This is a genomic window from Halioglobus sp. Uisw_031 (assembly GCF_047729875.1).
GTDB lineage: Bacteria > Pseudomonadota > Gammaproteobacteria > Pseudomonadales > Halieaceae > Marimicrobium.
On record NZ_CP159826.1, the window covers coordinates 3189868 to 3202300 of the forward strand.

General features: G+C 52.1%; 14 protein-coding genes. 8 read left to right on the forward strand and 6 right to left on the reverse strand.

The features are described 5' to 3' along the window. The first annotated feature begins 1 nt into the window (after position 1). From ABXT62_RS14415 to ABXT62_RS14435, 5 genes are read left to right on the forward strand one after another with little or no spacing between them, the layout of a single operon-like run. Complete coding sequence (locus ABXT62_RS14415) at positions 2–1093, forward strand: VWA domain-containing protein (RefSeq protein ID WP_415355980.1); 1092 nt, start codon at positions 2–4, stop codon at positions 1091–1093. Beyond that, positions 1093–2100, forward strand: coding sequence for a VWA domain-containing protein (locus ABXT62_RS14420; protein WP_415355981.1), 1008 nt, complete (start codon positions 1093–1095; stop codon positions 2098–2100). Before ABXT62_RS14415 ends, ABXT62_RS14420 begins: the two co-directional genes overlap by 1 nt. Then, positions 2075–2734 (forward strand): hypothetical protein, encoded by a 660-nt coding sequence (locus ABXT62_RS14425; protein ID WP_415355982.1) that lies wholly within the window; start codon positions 2075–2077, stop codon positions 2732–2734. Before ABXT62_RS14420 ends, ABXT62_RS14425 begins: the two co-directional genes overlap by 26 nt. Then, entirely contained in the window at positions 2731–3387 is a 657-nt protein-coding gene (locus tag ABXT62_RS14430) for a hypothetical protein (protein WP_415355983.1), read from the forward strand. The genes ABXT62_RS14425 and ABXT62_RS14430 overlap by 4 nt, the downstream gene beginning before the upstream one ends. Before the next feature lie 9 nt (positions 3388–3396). Beyond that, on the forward strand, positions 3397–4797 hold the full coding sequence (locus ABXT62_RS14435) for a M48 family metalloprotease (protein ID WP_415355984.1): 1401 nt from the start codon (positions 3397–3399) through the stop codon (positions 4795–4797). Here ABXT62_RS14435 and ABXT62_RS14440 read toward each other — a convergent pair. The 5 genes from ABXT62_RS14440 to ABXT62_RS14460 all read right to left on the reverse strand — a co-directional run bounded on the left by ABXT62_RS14440 (position 4787) and on the right by ABXT62_RS14460 (position 8914). After that, the gene (locus tag ABXT62_RS14440; protein ID WP_415355985.1) at positions 4787–5116 is read right to left on the reverse strand and encodes a DUF2288 domain-containing protein; all 330 of its coding nucleotides are present in this window, start codon (positions 5114–5116) and stop codon (positions 4787–4789) included. The two genes, ABXT62_RS14435 and ABXT62_RS14440, sit on opposite strands and share 11 nt — an antisense overlap. Positions 5117–5176: 60 nt before the next feature. After that, positions 5177–5650 (reverse strand): hypothetical protein, encoded by a 474-nt coding sequence (locus tag ABXT62_RS14445; protein ID WP_415355986.1) that lies wholly within the window; start codon positions 5648–5650, stop codon positions 5177–5179. 229 nt (positions 5651–5879) lie between these two features. Next, complete coding sequence (locus tag ABXT62_RS14450; protein WP_415355987.1) at positions 5880–7202, reverse strand: dicarboxylate/amino acid:cation symporter; 1323 nt, start codon at positions 7200–7202, stop codon at positions 5880–5882. After that, positions 7199–7429, reverse strand: a complete 231-nt coding sequence (locus tag ABXT62_RS14455) for a hypothetical protein (RefSeq protein ID WP_415355988.1) — start codon at positions 7427–7429, stop codon at positions 7199–7201. Before ABXT62_RS14455 ends, ABXT62_RS14450 begins: the two co-directional genes overlap by 4 nt. A 90-nt stretch (positions 7430–7519) precedes the next feature. Beyond that, the gene (locus tag ABXT62_RS14460; protein ID WP_415355989.1) at positions 7520–8914 is read right to left on the reverse strand and encodes a M20/M25/M40 family metallo-hydrolase; all 1395 of its coding nucleotides are present in this window, start codon (positions 8912–8914) and stop codon (positions 7520–7522) included. Between the two features lie 213 nt (positions 8915–9127). On the opposite strand from ABXT62_RS14460, the gene ABXT62_RS14465 reads away from it, so the two are divergent. Beyond that, a complete protein-coding gene (locus tag ABXT62_RS14465) occupies positions 9128–9529 on the forward strand; it encodes a CBS domain-containing protein (RefSeq protein WP_415355990.1) in 402 nt (133 codons plus the stop codon). Between the two features lie 22 nt (positions 9530–9551). Here the strand turns inward: ABXT62_RS14465 and ABXT62_RS14470 are convergent, their stop codons facing one another. Beyond that, positions 9552–10526 carry a hypothetical protein gene (locus ABXT62_RS14470; protein ID WP_415355991.1) on the reverse strand — a complete coding sequence of 325 codons (975 nt, stop codon included), beginning with the start codon at positions 10524–10526 and terminating at the stop codon, positions 9552–9554. 330 nt (positions 10527–10856) lie between these two features. On the opposite strand from ABXT62_RS14470, the gene ABXT62_RS14475 reads away from it, so the two are divergent. Together ABXT62_RS14475 and ABXT62_RS14480 are read left to right on the forward strand one after the other, a co-directional pair. Continuing rightward, a complete protein-coding gene (locus ABXT62_RS14475; RefSeq protein ID WP_415355992.1) occupies positions 10857–11636 on the forward strand; it encodes a phytanoyl-CoA dioxygenase family protein in 780 nt (259 codons plus the stop codon). A 40-nt stretch (positions 11637–11676) separates the two neighbouring features. Next, positions 11677–12417 carry an FkbM family methyltransferase gene (locus tag ABXT62_RS14480; RefSeq protein WP_415355993.1) on the forward strand — a complete coding sequence of 247 codons (741 nt, stop codon included), beginning with the start codon at positions 11677–11679 and terminating at the stop codon, positions 12415–12417. Positions 12418–12433 lie beyond the last annotated feature (16 nt).

Sequence of the window (12433 nt, forward strand, 5' to 3'; positions counted from 1 at the left end):
CATGGCAAGAAAAAAACGCGAATTTACCACCTTTAACCTCAGCTTTCTAGACATTATGTCCTGCGGCTTTGGCGCAGTCATTCTTGTCTTCCTCATCATGAATCATGGCATTGTAGAGCAGAAAACGGAGTTGAATGAAGACTTGTTGTCGGAAGTCAATCTACTCAACGAGGATGTCACTGAAGGCACAGAGGGCTTAGTACGACTGCGTAATACGTTGTCAGACGTAGATTTAAAAACGGCGGAGGCACAGGGGCTGTCGACCCGCATAGCGCAGGATACGGAAAACTACGAGGCTCAAATAGAGGCCCGCAAACGTGATGGTTATACCGACAGTAGCGATATTGAAAGCCTGAAGGCTGAACTACTGTCACTCGAAGCAGAGGTCAAGGCGTTGCGTCAAGCAAGCCAAGATAGTGGTGGCAACAACGCCCGCTCCTTCATCGGAGAAGGCGACCGCCAGTACCTAACGGGATTGAAGCTTGGAGGAAGCCATATTGCCATATTGCTCGATGTGTCGGCCAGCATGCTGGCGGAGAAAGTGGTGCAAATCATTCGTCTGCGCAATATGAGTGCGTCGATTCAACGCAAGGCTGACAAGTGGACCCAGAGTCTTAATACGGTGGATTGGCTGACAGCGCAGCTACCGGTTGCCAGTCACTATCAGGTCATCACCTTCAACACCACAGCAACCTCGGCATTGCCCAACACGGACGGCAAATGGCTGAAAGTCGCTGACCAGCCACAGCTGGCAAAATTATCAAGCGTGCTGGGGAACATGACGCCCAGTGGCGGAACCAGCCTTGAAAATGCCTTTATCGCGCTACAAAAGCTATCACCACTGCCCGATAATATCTTTCTGATTACTGACGGACTTCCTACGCAGGGGACCACCCCCCCACGCGGTAGCAAAGTGAGTGGCCGGGAACGTCAAAGGCTGTATGCTCAAGCGATCCGGCAGCTACCGACCAAGGTACCCGTCAATATCATACTGGCACCGATGGAGGGCGATCCCATGGCAGTGTCAGAGCTGTGGCAGCTCGCGCAAGCTACTCGGGGCTCATTGCTTAGTCCTTCACGAGACTGGCCCTGATGGCGCGGCGCAGGGGAAGGGGGAGAGCCCCGGAAGAGTTTTCGCTATCGTTCCTCGACGTCATCTGTTGCGGCTTTGGGGCGATTATTCTACTGCTAATGATCACCAAAACGGCAGAGCCACAGATCATCGAAGCATCCACCATCAACCTAGAGGGGACGGTGGCTGAACTGCAGCAACAGGTATTTCAAATTCGCGGCGAAACAAAAATTCTCAATCGAGATCTGAACGCCAAGCAAGAACAGCTGTCTGACTATGAACAGCGTATTGCAATTCTGCGCGGTCAGATGGCCAGCGTAAAGTCGCGCTACGACAGTCTGCAGGTTGAGACCAGCAGTAATTCAGCGATTTCGGGACAGTTGGCCGTAGCAAAACAGACGCTAACTGAAGAGATGGAACGTCTTTTGGGCACACAGTATCGTTCTAAGAACCAGTTAATTGGTGGCATCCCTGTGGACAGCGAGTACATCATTTTCGTCATTGATACATCAGGATCTATGTATAGCAATGCTTGGGAGCGTGTACTGGAAGAGGTTCAAGCGACACTAAGTATCTACCCCAAGGTCAAAGGCATACAAGTGATGAACGACATGGGGAGGTACATGTTTCCTAGCTACCGCGGGAGGTGGATACCCGACACACCGGGGAGACGCGAGGTGATCATAAAAAACCTGCGGGGCTGGAATGTTTTTAGCAACTCCAGCCCGGTGGAAGGAATTGAGACCGCCATTCGCGCGTTTGCGGCACCGGACAAAAAAATTAGTATCTATGTGTTCGGTGATGAATTTACTGGCAAGTCTATCTCGCAGGTCGTTGACACCGTGGACCGCATCAATCGAGTCGATGCTAATGGCGATCGACTGGTGCGCATTCACGCTGTTGGCTTTCCTGTGCTATTTGATCCCCGCGCAAGTAATCAGACGACGGGGGTTCGCTTTGCCGCGCTCATGCGCGAACTCACGTATCGTAATGGCGGCACATTTGTCGGACTCAATGACTTCCGTTAATCGCCTGCGCTGGCTGTTCGCATTGCTAATGCTGGTCGCATTGGCTGGCTGCGGACCCAACAGGGTTGTTGTAGACGGCAACTTTCCACCCCCGTTGATCGAACCGCTGCCGCTCACTCTGGGTGTGTGGCTTGGTGACGACTTCGCGCTGCACGAGTTCTCAGAAGAAGCCAAAGGTCGCAACGAATCGAGCTGGGTAGTCAATACCGGGGCAGCTCAGATAAAAATGTGGGACAGTCTACTGGCTGGCATGTTTAAGCAGATTACTGTGCTCACTAGCCCACCTCAGCCCGGGCAATCAGGCCCAGTCGTAGACGCAGTACTGATTCCACATGTCGAGGAACTACAGTACGCCATCCCTGCACATACCCAAATCAAGGTCTATGAGATCTGGATACGCTATCGCTTTGAGTTAGTCTCCCCGGGCGGCCAGCCGATTGCCGAGTGGACCATGAGCAGTTACGGAAAGACACCCACAGCATTTCTGCAAAACGACCAGGAAGCGGTAAACCTTGCAGCCGTAATGGCGCTGCGGGATGCCGGTGCTCATTTTGTCAGCCAGTTTACGCAGATTCCCGCGGTGCAGGGTTGGTTACAAGAGCAGGGTATACCATCGAGGGCGATGACTCGATGAACGCTTCTTTTATTTCCATGCTCACTGTGTGCGCCAGCCTGTCACTCACCGCCGCATGCGTGACGTCCACCGTGGATGAAATGACATTCAATGAACCGACCGAAGGCATTGGCGATTCCAGCGTGGTAATTTTGGGGCGACGTCATAGCAGTGACTATGAAACCGAGCCTGACTTTGTCGCCTGCGTCGGGGACCATATTACCTCTCACGACGGATCGATCAGGGTCATTGATGAACTGGAATTTCTCAACGCGTTGTATCCGTGGTTTGAGCCGCGCACGGCGCCGCTGTACCCTGACAATATCGAACAGTTGCTGCAGCAACAGCCGGTGGCTGAGAAAATGCTGGCACTGAAACTCGAATACCTTATTTGGCTAGACGGCTCAACAGTGCGCACCGAAGGCGCGGGCTCAATGGCCTGCTCATTCAATGGCTGCTTTGGCTTTGGGACCTGGGGCCATGATGCCAATTATGAGGCGACTATCTGGGACTTTACCGACCAGACTGAAGTGGGCCAGGTTAACACCAGCGCCTCAGGCCAGTCCTATATGCCAGCGGTGATCATACCGATACCCATTATTGCGCCGGTGCAGGGTGCTGCCTGTGATGGCATTGGCGATCAGTTATTGGAATTCCTCTCAAGCGAATACTAAGAGGTATACGTGAACAGACAGCAACCTACTCATAGTTTTTTTGTTACTACTGTGACCGTGGCTTTGGTATTTCTGACCGGCTGTGCGGGCAACGCCTCGATTGGTAAAAATCAGCATGCGGAACTACTTGGTCAGCGTGCCATCTATAATGATCCGCCATTACAAGCCTATGTCAATCGCGTCGGTCAACGTCTGGTCGCCAGCAGTGACGACCCCAACGGTACCTTTACCTTTACTGTTATCGACAGCCCGGACATTAACGCCTTTGCCGCTCCAGGAGGGTATATCTATGTTAACCGGGGCCTGCTGGCCTATTTGGACAATGAGGCGGAGTTGGCCGCAGTACTGGCACATGAAATAGGCCATGTTACCGCCAGTCACCACAACCGGCGGCAAGCTGCGTCGGTGACAAATTCAGTAGTGGCGACCACCACCTATGTCCTCACCGGCAGCAGCGACCTTGCGAGCGCCTCCACTATGTATGGCGGCGAATTGATCAGCGGCTACGGACGGGACATGGAGTTGGAAGCCGATGGTTTGGGCGCCCAGACTATGCATCAGTCCGGCTATGATACTGATTCACTGCTGGAAGTCATTGGCGTACTGAAGGATCAGGAGCAGTTCCAACGCGTGCAGTCCAAAAGCGGCGGCAAGCCGGTCGCCTCCTATCACGGCCTGTACGCCAGCCATCCACGCAACGATCAGCGCCTCAAGACAGTGGTCAAAGCCGCAGGGCAACTCGGGGGCGAAACCCAAATTGATGATCCGTCTGTGCCCGGCGAATTTCAGCGTCACCTAGAAGGACTTGTGTGGGGCAAAAGCGTGCAGAGCGAACGCACAGAAAATCGCTATTACCACAACAAACTCGGCTTCACGTTTGAACAGCCGGTAGGCTGGACAGTCAGGGCTGGCTCAAAAACTATCGTTGCGCGCGCACCGAATGGTAGTGCAGAACTGTCTATCAGCATAAGGCGTCGCGACCAGAAACTAACGCCTCGATCAGTACTGGAAAAAAATGCTACCGGGACACTCAGTGCCGGTGTTGCGTTGGATCAATTCGGATTGGAAGGCTACACCGCGGTTGCCAGTAGCGGTGAAAAATCGCGTCGTGTTGGTGTCGTTGATTACAATAATCTCAGTTATCTTTTTGACGGCAAGGCACAGGACTTTGCGCTGGAAGATGGCGTTCTGCTCTCTATGATCGAGAGTTTTCGTCCGACGCTGCCCGCAGAACGACAGGGCTCATCGGGCTATTATGTGCACTATATTCAGGTGCCACGGGGCGCCACCATATCCAGTCTTGCGGCAAGCATGCGCATACCCAATGCGGATGCTCAGCTGCGTCTGCTGAACGGACTTTACCCGCGGGGCGAACCGCGCATTGGAGATTGGGTCAAGGTTATTCAATAAGAGGAGTATCGTCGGGTTGCTGGACTAACACCCAAGGGGCTGCCACCACCGCCCACAGCTCTGTGTTGCTCTCGTACCAGATTAACGCCTGCTCGTCGCTGACGGCCGCCACATCACCGCTCTCTATCCAACCCTGAAAGCGAGTCGTATTGTCGAGACCCAGTTGCACCGCAACCTCCACCAGATTCAATCCGGACACCACCCTGATTACGCTACCGCCCGCATAATACGTCTGCAGCTCATGCCAGTGAATACGCGCAGTCTGTTGATGGTAGTCCTGACGCAGCCGTTGTTCTCGCTCGGTGACATCTTTATCCATAACGAGAATCTGCGACGAAGGGATTATTTCTCCCCCCATACCCAAAGGTCGGCATCTCGGTTACTTGGCAAGCCAGTAAGTATTAGTCACTTTAGCAACTCCTCCAGCTAACATCTCGTATTCATAACTACCGCGTATACCAGAATATTTTCCTGTCCCCCCGACAATCGCGCCTACATGACCGTGACCTTCTTTTAATGGAAGCCCATGATCCGTTTGTATCAGGTTCAATTTGTATATACTGCCGTCGGGATACACTGACTCCACCATGAAGGACCTGGTAGTACGCGTCAAAGTATCATTTAGGTGGACAAGCGTCGCCTGCCCAAAATATTCGCCTACCACAGGGCCACCAATGGACGACCTAAGCGAACCTTCGCTAGTATACATATCTCCAATAGAGGGCCCCGCGGGCATCACATCCAAAACTTGGGGCACAGCGGCGTCTGGGTACTCCACCGACTGCAACTGTTCGGCAAAGGCAGCCATGTTCAACCCAATAAAAAGGGCTATATAAGTAATAGCTTTTTTCATGCCGCGCTCCAGGTTGACTATTGATGCGATCGATATCATGGACACGTAGAAGAAAAAAGTCACGTTCTAATAATAAGAACCCCTTCCCAGCACCCCAGAAATGAGTACGGTAGCCCCCCTCAGGACACCGCAGCGAATGGGGGGGAACAGATGACCAAAGGTGGAAATACCGACCGAAGATATGAGAAAAGTTGTTTAAGACCCGCTGGCGTCATATTCATTGGTTACTTTATCCGGTGGGCGTTAATAACTCCCGCTCACTCGTGCCGCCCTGATTCGTATCAGCATCCGCATTGGGGTCAAGAAACACGCTTTCATCAAATTGCTTTTCACTGTGAGCGACTACCAGCGAGACCACTGAATCACCCGTCACATTCACCGCGGTTCGCACCATATCCAAAAGCCGATCGACGCCAATAATCAGTGCAATGCCCTCTACTGGCAGCCCCACCTGTCCCAGCACCATCGCGAGCGTAATCAAGCCCACCCCAGGCACAGCTGCGGTGCCGATTGAGGCCAGCGTCGCCGTGATAATGACCGTAAGGAAAGCCATCATGGATAGGTCTACACCGTAGACTTGGGCGATAAAGACGGTGGCCACGCCCTGCATAATGGCAGTGCCGTCCATGTTAATAGTCGCGCCAAGAGGAACTGTAAATCCAGCGACGGAGTTGTGCACACCCATCCTGCGCTCCACGGTGCGCAACGTAACCGGCAGGGTAGCGCCGGACGAAGCGGTACTAAACGCAAAAGCCCACACGGGCCGCATTTTAGTAAAGAGTATGCGCGGAGACAGCCCCGTCAGTCCCTTTAGCAGCAAACTGTAGGTCACAAAAGCATGAAACAGTAATACGCCAAGAACGGTAAAGAAGTAGCCGGCCAGATGCAGAATAACGCCGACACCCATCTCTGCAAATAATTTCGCCAGCAGAGCGAAGACGCCATAAGGCGCGAGGGTCATCAATATACCGACCATCGTCATGACGACGCCTTCCATATCCCGGAAAAAACTAGCGATGCGCCGCCCCGGCTCGCCCGCACGGGAAATTGCGAAACCGAATAACAGTGCAAAGACAATAATTTGCAGCATTTTCCCCTCAGCCATCGCCTGCACCGGATTAGTAGGAAAAATATTCACTAGCACATCAACCAAAGGCGGCGGCACTGAAGGTTTATAATTGGCCACCCCTTCCATCACCACTCCATCGCCAGGGCCGACAAAGACTGCAAATGATAACGCTACGGTGATCGCTACCGCAGTAGTCAACAGGTAAAAAATGACGGTTTTACCGGCGATAGGACCCATACGTGAACTGTTTGCCAGAGAACTGGAACCGCAGATTAGCGACACTAGCACCAGTGGCACCACCAATAACTTGAGCGAGGCCACGAAAATTCGGCCTACCGCATCTAATAGCCCCGAAACAATATACGTATCCAATGCAGACCGCACAGACTCCGGCAAGGCCGTGCTATGCAATGCGACATTGAACAGACACCCCAGCACGATACCCGCCACCATAGCGATCAAAATACGATTAGTAAGGCTCATTCGGGGCACGGTCCGGTCTCATAACCCGACACCGCCTCGCTAGAGCAGGCGGTGCAAGGTGAAGAGAATTCCTTGCGCCCACCCTCCACCAGCACGGCGCACGTCGGCGCATACTGCATAGTGCACACCAACGGCCGAGGGTCGGCACAAGGATTAGCAGGCTCAGGCGTGCTCACACAAGCAGACAGCATTGTGATGAGGGCGACACAAACAAAAACACTTCGCATTATTTCCTCCAGAGCGGGTGCGATTCAATCAGCTCGGTGAAGCGTAACATTGTGATACCGACTGCGCACGCCCAACCTGCGTGCCAAGTCCTAACGCGAACCCAGTTTCATCATCTGACGCGCGACCTCAATGGAATCCTCGTAACTTTTCACCCCAATATACTCATTGGTTCCATGGATAGACTTGGCCTGGCGGGTCTCAATCATCATCCCTTGAAATCGGTACTGATTGTCTGTCAGCTCGATATAGTGGCGTGTGTCGGTCGTTGCGAACATCAAAGATGGCACCACCAAAGCGCGGGGGTAAACCGCTAATACCGCTTCTTCGATCACGGCATAACCGCTACCCTCGTGATCCGATATACTCGACACATGATCCCATTTATCGTGACTAATCTCGATCTCAGGGTCGTCCACCACGTCGGTGATATAACTCACCACCATCTCGGGTGTGTCTCCGGGCAGGAGACGGAAGTTGACCTTGGCCTCGGCACGCTGGGGCACCACATTTTCTTTCAACCCCGCATTAAACATCGTTAGTGCTGTGGTCGTGCGCACAAAGGAGTTCATCAGCGGGTCCTGGCTCAACCTGTCAGTGACCAATGCCTGCGTTAACCAGAGGTTGCCCAGTATCAATCGCTCCGGTTGTTCCAAGTGAGGTGCCATCGACTCCAGCATCACCTTCACCGGCACCACCAGCCGTGTCGGAAAGGGATTGTTCTCAATGCGCTCTAATGCCGCCGACAAGCGCCCAATAGTACTGACTCTCGGCGGAATGGAGGAGTGCCCTCCCGGCCCAGTCGCCACCAGGGTCAGCGTGAGATAACCTTTTTCAGCAACATTGATAATCGCCAATTGCTGATCCGGAATCATAGGATTATCGGACACGAGCATGCCCCCTTCGTCGACCATCCACGCAAAATGCAGCCCTTGCTCGCGCATGCGCTCCGCTATCTTTCCAGCGCCCTGCTTGCCACTGATTTCCTCGTCATGACCAAACGCAAAAACCAACTGACGTGACGGCGCAAAACCTTCTGCCAGCAACGATTCAGCCGCTTCAAGAATGCTTAACAGTCCCTGCTTGTCATCCAGTGAGCCTCGACCATAGATTCGTCCATCTGCTATCACGCCGTCAAAAGGTGGATACTCCCAATCGCTTTCAGTACCTGATTCAATCGGCACCACATCCATATGCGCTGTGAACAAAATGGGAGCGAGGCTGCTATCGCTGCCCGGCCAACTAATGAGCAGGCTATACTGATTGATGACTTCTATCTCTAGCTGAGCAAACACCCTCGGGTAGGCCGCCCTCAAAAAGGCGTGAAAGCGCTCAAACTCATTGAGGTCAATTTGGCTGTGATCCTGATAACTCACCGTCTGGAATTGAATGGCCTCACCGAGGCGCTCAGCAGGCGTCACACCGGCATACGTCATGGAGGTGCTGAGCAGCAGCCCTGCTAGTAAAACGTCCAAAAAACGTGGCATATTCAATCTCCAAAGAATGCGCTCTCAGGGCTTAACGACATGTCTCACGAACAGGCCTTACTCTAACACTGGGTAGCGTCCATTTTAGGCGATTTCAGAGAAATGCGCCCTGATTGCTGGTGTTTTTTTAACAGAACTGCAGCCCACACTACTATTAACGTCTTTAGCAGCTATACTTTAGAAAAACTGCTGTTCACAGTGATGGAGCCACGTATGCTGCAATCAGTCAATCTTCGTGATTACATGTTGCCTAATCCTGCCAAGGTGCATCCTGAAGACAACATTATGGATGCGATGAAGGTTATCACCGACAGCAGGATTTCTGGCGTATGCGTGGTGGATGACGATGCGAACCTGGTTGGCATTCTATCGGAGATGGATTGTTTACGCGCTATATTGGGGGCAGTTTATAACAACAGCAACACGGGCGTTGTTCGTGAGTATATGGCCAAGGATAACCTCGTGGTGGCGCACCCTAATGAAGATATTGTCGATGTTGCCCAGGATATGCTGAAGAAAAATAAGCGCCGCAGGCCAGTGGTCGAAAATGGCAAATTGATTGGTCAGATAACCTGCCGTCAATTGCTCATTGCCGTGGTCAAATTTAAACAATAAATGTCGTTCTACAGCCTATAGTTTAAGGCTCTCCCCAACCGTAATGGTCCGCCTCCAACTGGATACTCGCTTCTTGCGGGTTAGCCACCCACTGACGCACCCAAGGGAGAATGTGCCCAAGCAGGCGTGGGTTACCGTAAAGTAACGGGACTGCAGCTACAGCAGTATCTCCCAATCCATTCAATCTGACTGTATGCTCGGCTCTGCGGGCAGTGGGCAGTATTTCGAGTTCACTCCATTGTATCGGTACCGCCAACGCCCGTTGCCAAGACATTTCGTTAGCCAGAGTGATGACCTCCTGCAAAAATTGCGCACAGATAAGACGTGATTTCGTCAGATTCTTTTCGTTTTTAAAATGCACCCTTATTCCCTGATAGGAGCACATCGGACCGCGTGCCGTGAACGTCCAGTCGGGTCTTACGTAAACACTCGAAGCGAATATCGGCGCAAGTTCTGTATTGTGCGGCGTAAACTGCTCACAGCGATAGCTGGTGCAGAAGTCCGTGAGAATTGCCTGCTCAAGAGAATTTTGCTGATTCATGCGAGGGTGGCTGAGTATAATCGCTCTATCCGCCACTGTTATCGCGAGCGATTTTTCCCCAACCCTCGTTAGACGCACGGGCAACCCCAACTCTATATCCTCCAGCAACAAAGGAATCTGGCCGGCATAATGATTGACGGCCAGAGACCACCCTCTAAGATTCGCCTGCGCGCTCGCAGACCTTACTTCTGCTCGGGCTAGTTGCATCTCCTCCAGATAGCCGTCGATTAGATGCGTTAACGCGATAGCGGCAAATTCGCCACGCATTTGAGGAGAAGCGTCTTGCAGGTATTGGGCGGTTCTGTGAAAACGGGACTGGCTGTCAGTACTTTCAGCAGCAGGCATTTTCGCCACTGCGGTAGGACTGATGGACATCGACCACAGAAATAGCCACAACGCACTGGCAACTAAAAGGCTCAGTCCTTTATTCATCAGCGCAGGACAAAGGGAGTTCATGCCCTAGTCTCCACGGTGGCTGTGGAAAATGAGAAATAGCGATTATTAGCGATCGCAGCCGATTAGTCACTTGGGACGCCCTATTCCTATGTTTGAACCGCGTAGGCTATTACACCCATATTAGCTTGCAGGATTAAAGCACCCGTGAACAGCCCATCTAATAAACTCTTTATAAACATGTGCTTAAAAAACATAGGCCCCGATAAGCGATGCTAGTGCGACTCTGCCCCATCGTCGATTTCGTCCCCATGTCCGCGCGCTCCGCTTCACTAAAGTGACAAATAATGCTACGTTATTTCATTATATGTGTCTAAAAGACAAGGGAAACTTATGACCCGAATGGTAACCAACCCTGCGGGCGAATCGGCCGTCGTTGATAGCCAGCACCTACTATCTCCGCAACAGGTGCATTTTTTTGAAACATTTGGTTTCCTTAAAATACCCGGACTCTTCCGCAGCGACATCGACGAAATCATTGGCGGCTTTGAAGATCTGTTTGGCGATCAGAACCAACCCGTATGGGAAACTCAGGAGGCCCTGCACGGCGATGCACGGCGGGTCATTATTCCTGGCTTCATTGAACAATCGCCACGCCTAGCCCCTCTTCAACACGATCCGCGAGTTTTAGGTATTGTCCAGAGTATCGTTGGGCCCGACTCCACGTGGGCAAGTAGCGACGGCAATCTCTTTTATTGTGAGAGCTACTGGCATTCGGATGACTACGCGGCCCCTCTTCACCACTATCATGTGAAGCTATCATTCTATCTTGACGACCTCACCGGACACAATGGCGCTATCCGCATCATCCCAGGCAGTCACTTTCACAACCAAACATTCGCCAAAACCTTGCGAAAGGATTTCAAGGATTCGGCAAAGGTCAGCGAGTTATACGGCATTTCGGGTGGAGAAATTCCATCCATTACTATCGAAAGCACCCCGGGGGACCTCATTATTTGGAACTTCCGCACGATACACGGTAGCTACAATGGAGGCGAGAGACGGAGGCTGTTCTCAATGAACTTTGGTGAAGAAACTGCGGGCAGCCACGACGAGCGCCAGAGACCCAATAAGCCCATCCCGGCAGCGGATGGACCCAACAACGTAACCTGACGCATGGCAGCCATCTAGCGCCATGAAAGCATCCCCATTTATGACCCTGCAACTTCTCAGCCTCTACCAGCTGAAGAAGGCCGTACTGTATCCGCGCAAGCTGTATATGCGTCACAAGGAGAAACTCGAACCTGGGTTTATGCGCAGTGCCATGGAGCTTCACTACTATCGCCCTGCATTCTACAAGTGGCTTGGTGCAATAAATGCCAATCGGCTTCTACTGCACGAAGCTGATATCAATACACACAGCATCGTTCTTGACGCAGGCGCCTATACCGGAGACTGGGCACAAGAAATACTGGACAGGTACAGTCCAACACTCTACGCATTCGAGCCCGACCCAAGAAACTATAAACAGCTGGAAAAAAAAGCGGAGACGGCTCCAGGTCTCATCAGCTATAGCTTTGGACTCGGTGCGAAGAATGAAACAGCACGTATGGCCCTTGAATACCTAGGGTCATCTGTATTTTCTGATACCAGCGGAAAAAAAGGCGTGCCATGGGCCGAAGTTGAAATTAAAGATATATCCACCGTCTGGAAGTCACTAGCGCTGGATAGAGTCGATTTTATGAAGATCAATATTGAAGGAGCCGAGTTTCCCCTGCTGGAACGGATGATAGAGTGCAACCTATTGAGGAAAGTAGATTGTTTCCTGATTCAGTTTCACGAATGGCATCCCGGCGCCTATAAACGACGCAGAAAAATCAGAAAAGCACTGAGCGAATCACACCGTCTGGTTTGGGATTATCATTTTATCTGGGAGAAATGGGTGTTGAAATAGCGTTTTCTTCAACCCT

What these genes read in the sequence shown, in the direction of transcription:
- ABXT62_RS14415 (WP_415355980.1), top strand. Translation starts at nt 2, where the DNA reads ATGGCAAGAAAAAAACGCGAATTTACCACCTTTAACCTCAGCTTTCTA.
- ABXT62_RS14420 (WP_415355981.1), top strand. Translation starts at nt 1,093, where the DNA reads ATGGCGCGGCGCAGGGGAAGGGGGAGAGCCCCGGAAGAGTTTTCGCTA.
- ABXT62_RS14430 (WP_415355983.1), top strand. Translation starts at nt 2,731, where the DNA reads ATGAACGCTTCTTTTATTTCCATGCTCACTGTGTGCGCCAGCCTGTCA.
- ABXT62_RS14440 (WP_415355985.1), bottom strand. Translation starts at nt 5,116, where the DNA reads ATGGATAAAGATGTCACCGAGCGAGAACAACGGCTGCGTCAGGACTAC.
- ABXT62_RS14445 (WP_415355986.1), bottom strand. Translation starts at nt 5,650, where the DNA reads ATGAAAAAAGCTATTACTTATATAGCCCTTTTTATTGGGTTGAACATG.
- ABXT62_RS14450 (WP_415355987.1), bottom strand. Translation starts at nt 7,202, where the DNA reads ATGAGCCTTACTAATCGTATTTTGATCGCTATGGTGGCGGGTATCGTG.
- ABXT62_RS14455 (WP_415355988.1), bottom strand. Translation starts at nt 7,429, where the DNA reads ATGCGAAGTGTTTTTGTTTGTGTCGCCCTCATCACAATGCTGTCTGCT.
- ABXT62_RS14460 (WP_415355989.1), bottom strand. Translation starts at nt 8,914, where the DNA reads ATGCCACGTTTTTTGGACGTTTTACTAGCAGGGCTGCTGCTCAGCACC.
- ABXT62_RS14465 (WP_415355990.1), top strand. Translation starts at nt 9,128, where the DNA reads ATGCTGCAATCAGTCAATCTTCGTGATTACATGTTGCCTAATCCTGCC.
- ABXT62_RS14470 (WP_415355991.1), bottom strand. Translation starts at nt 10,526, where the DNA reads ATGAACTCCCTTTGTCCTGCGCTGATGAATAAAGGACTGAGCCTTTTA.
- ABXT62_RS14475 (WP_415355992.1), top strand. Translation starts at nt 10,857, where the DNA reads ATGACCCGAATGGTAACCAACCCTGCGGGCGAATCGGCCGTCGTTGAT.
- ABXT62_RS14480 (WP_415355993.1), top strand. Translation starts at nt 11,677, where the DNA reads ATGACCCTGCAACTTCTCAGCCTCTACCAGCTGAAGAAGGCCGTACTG.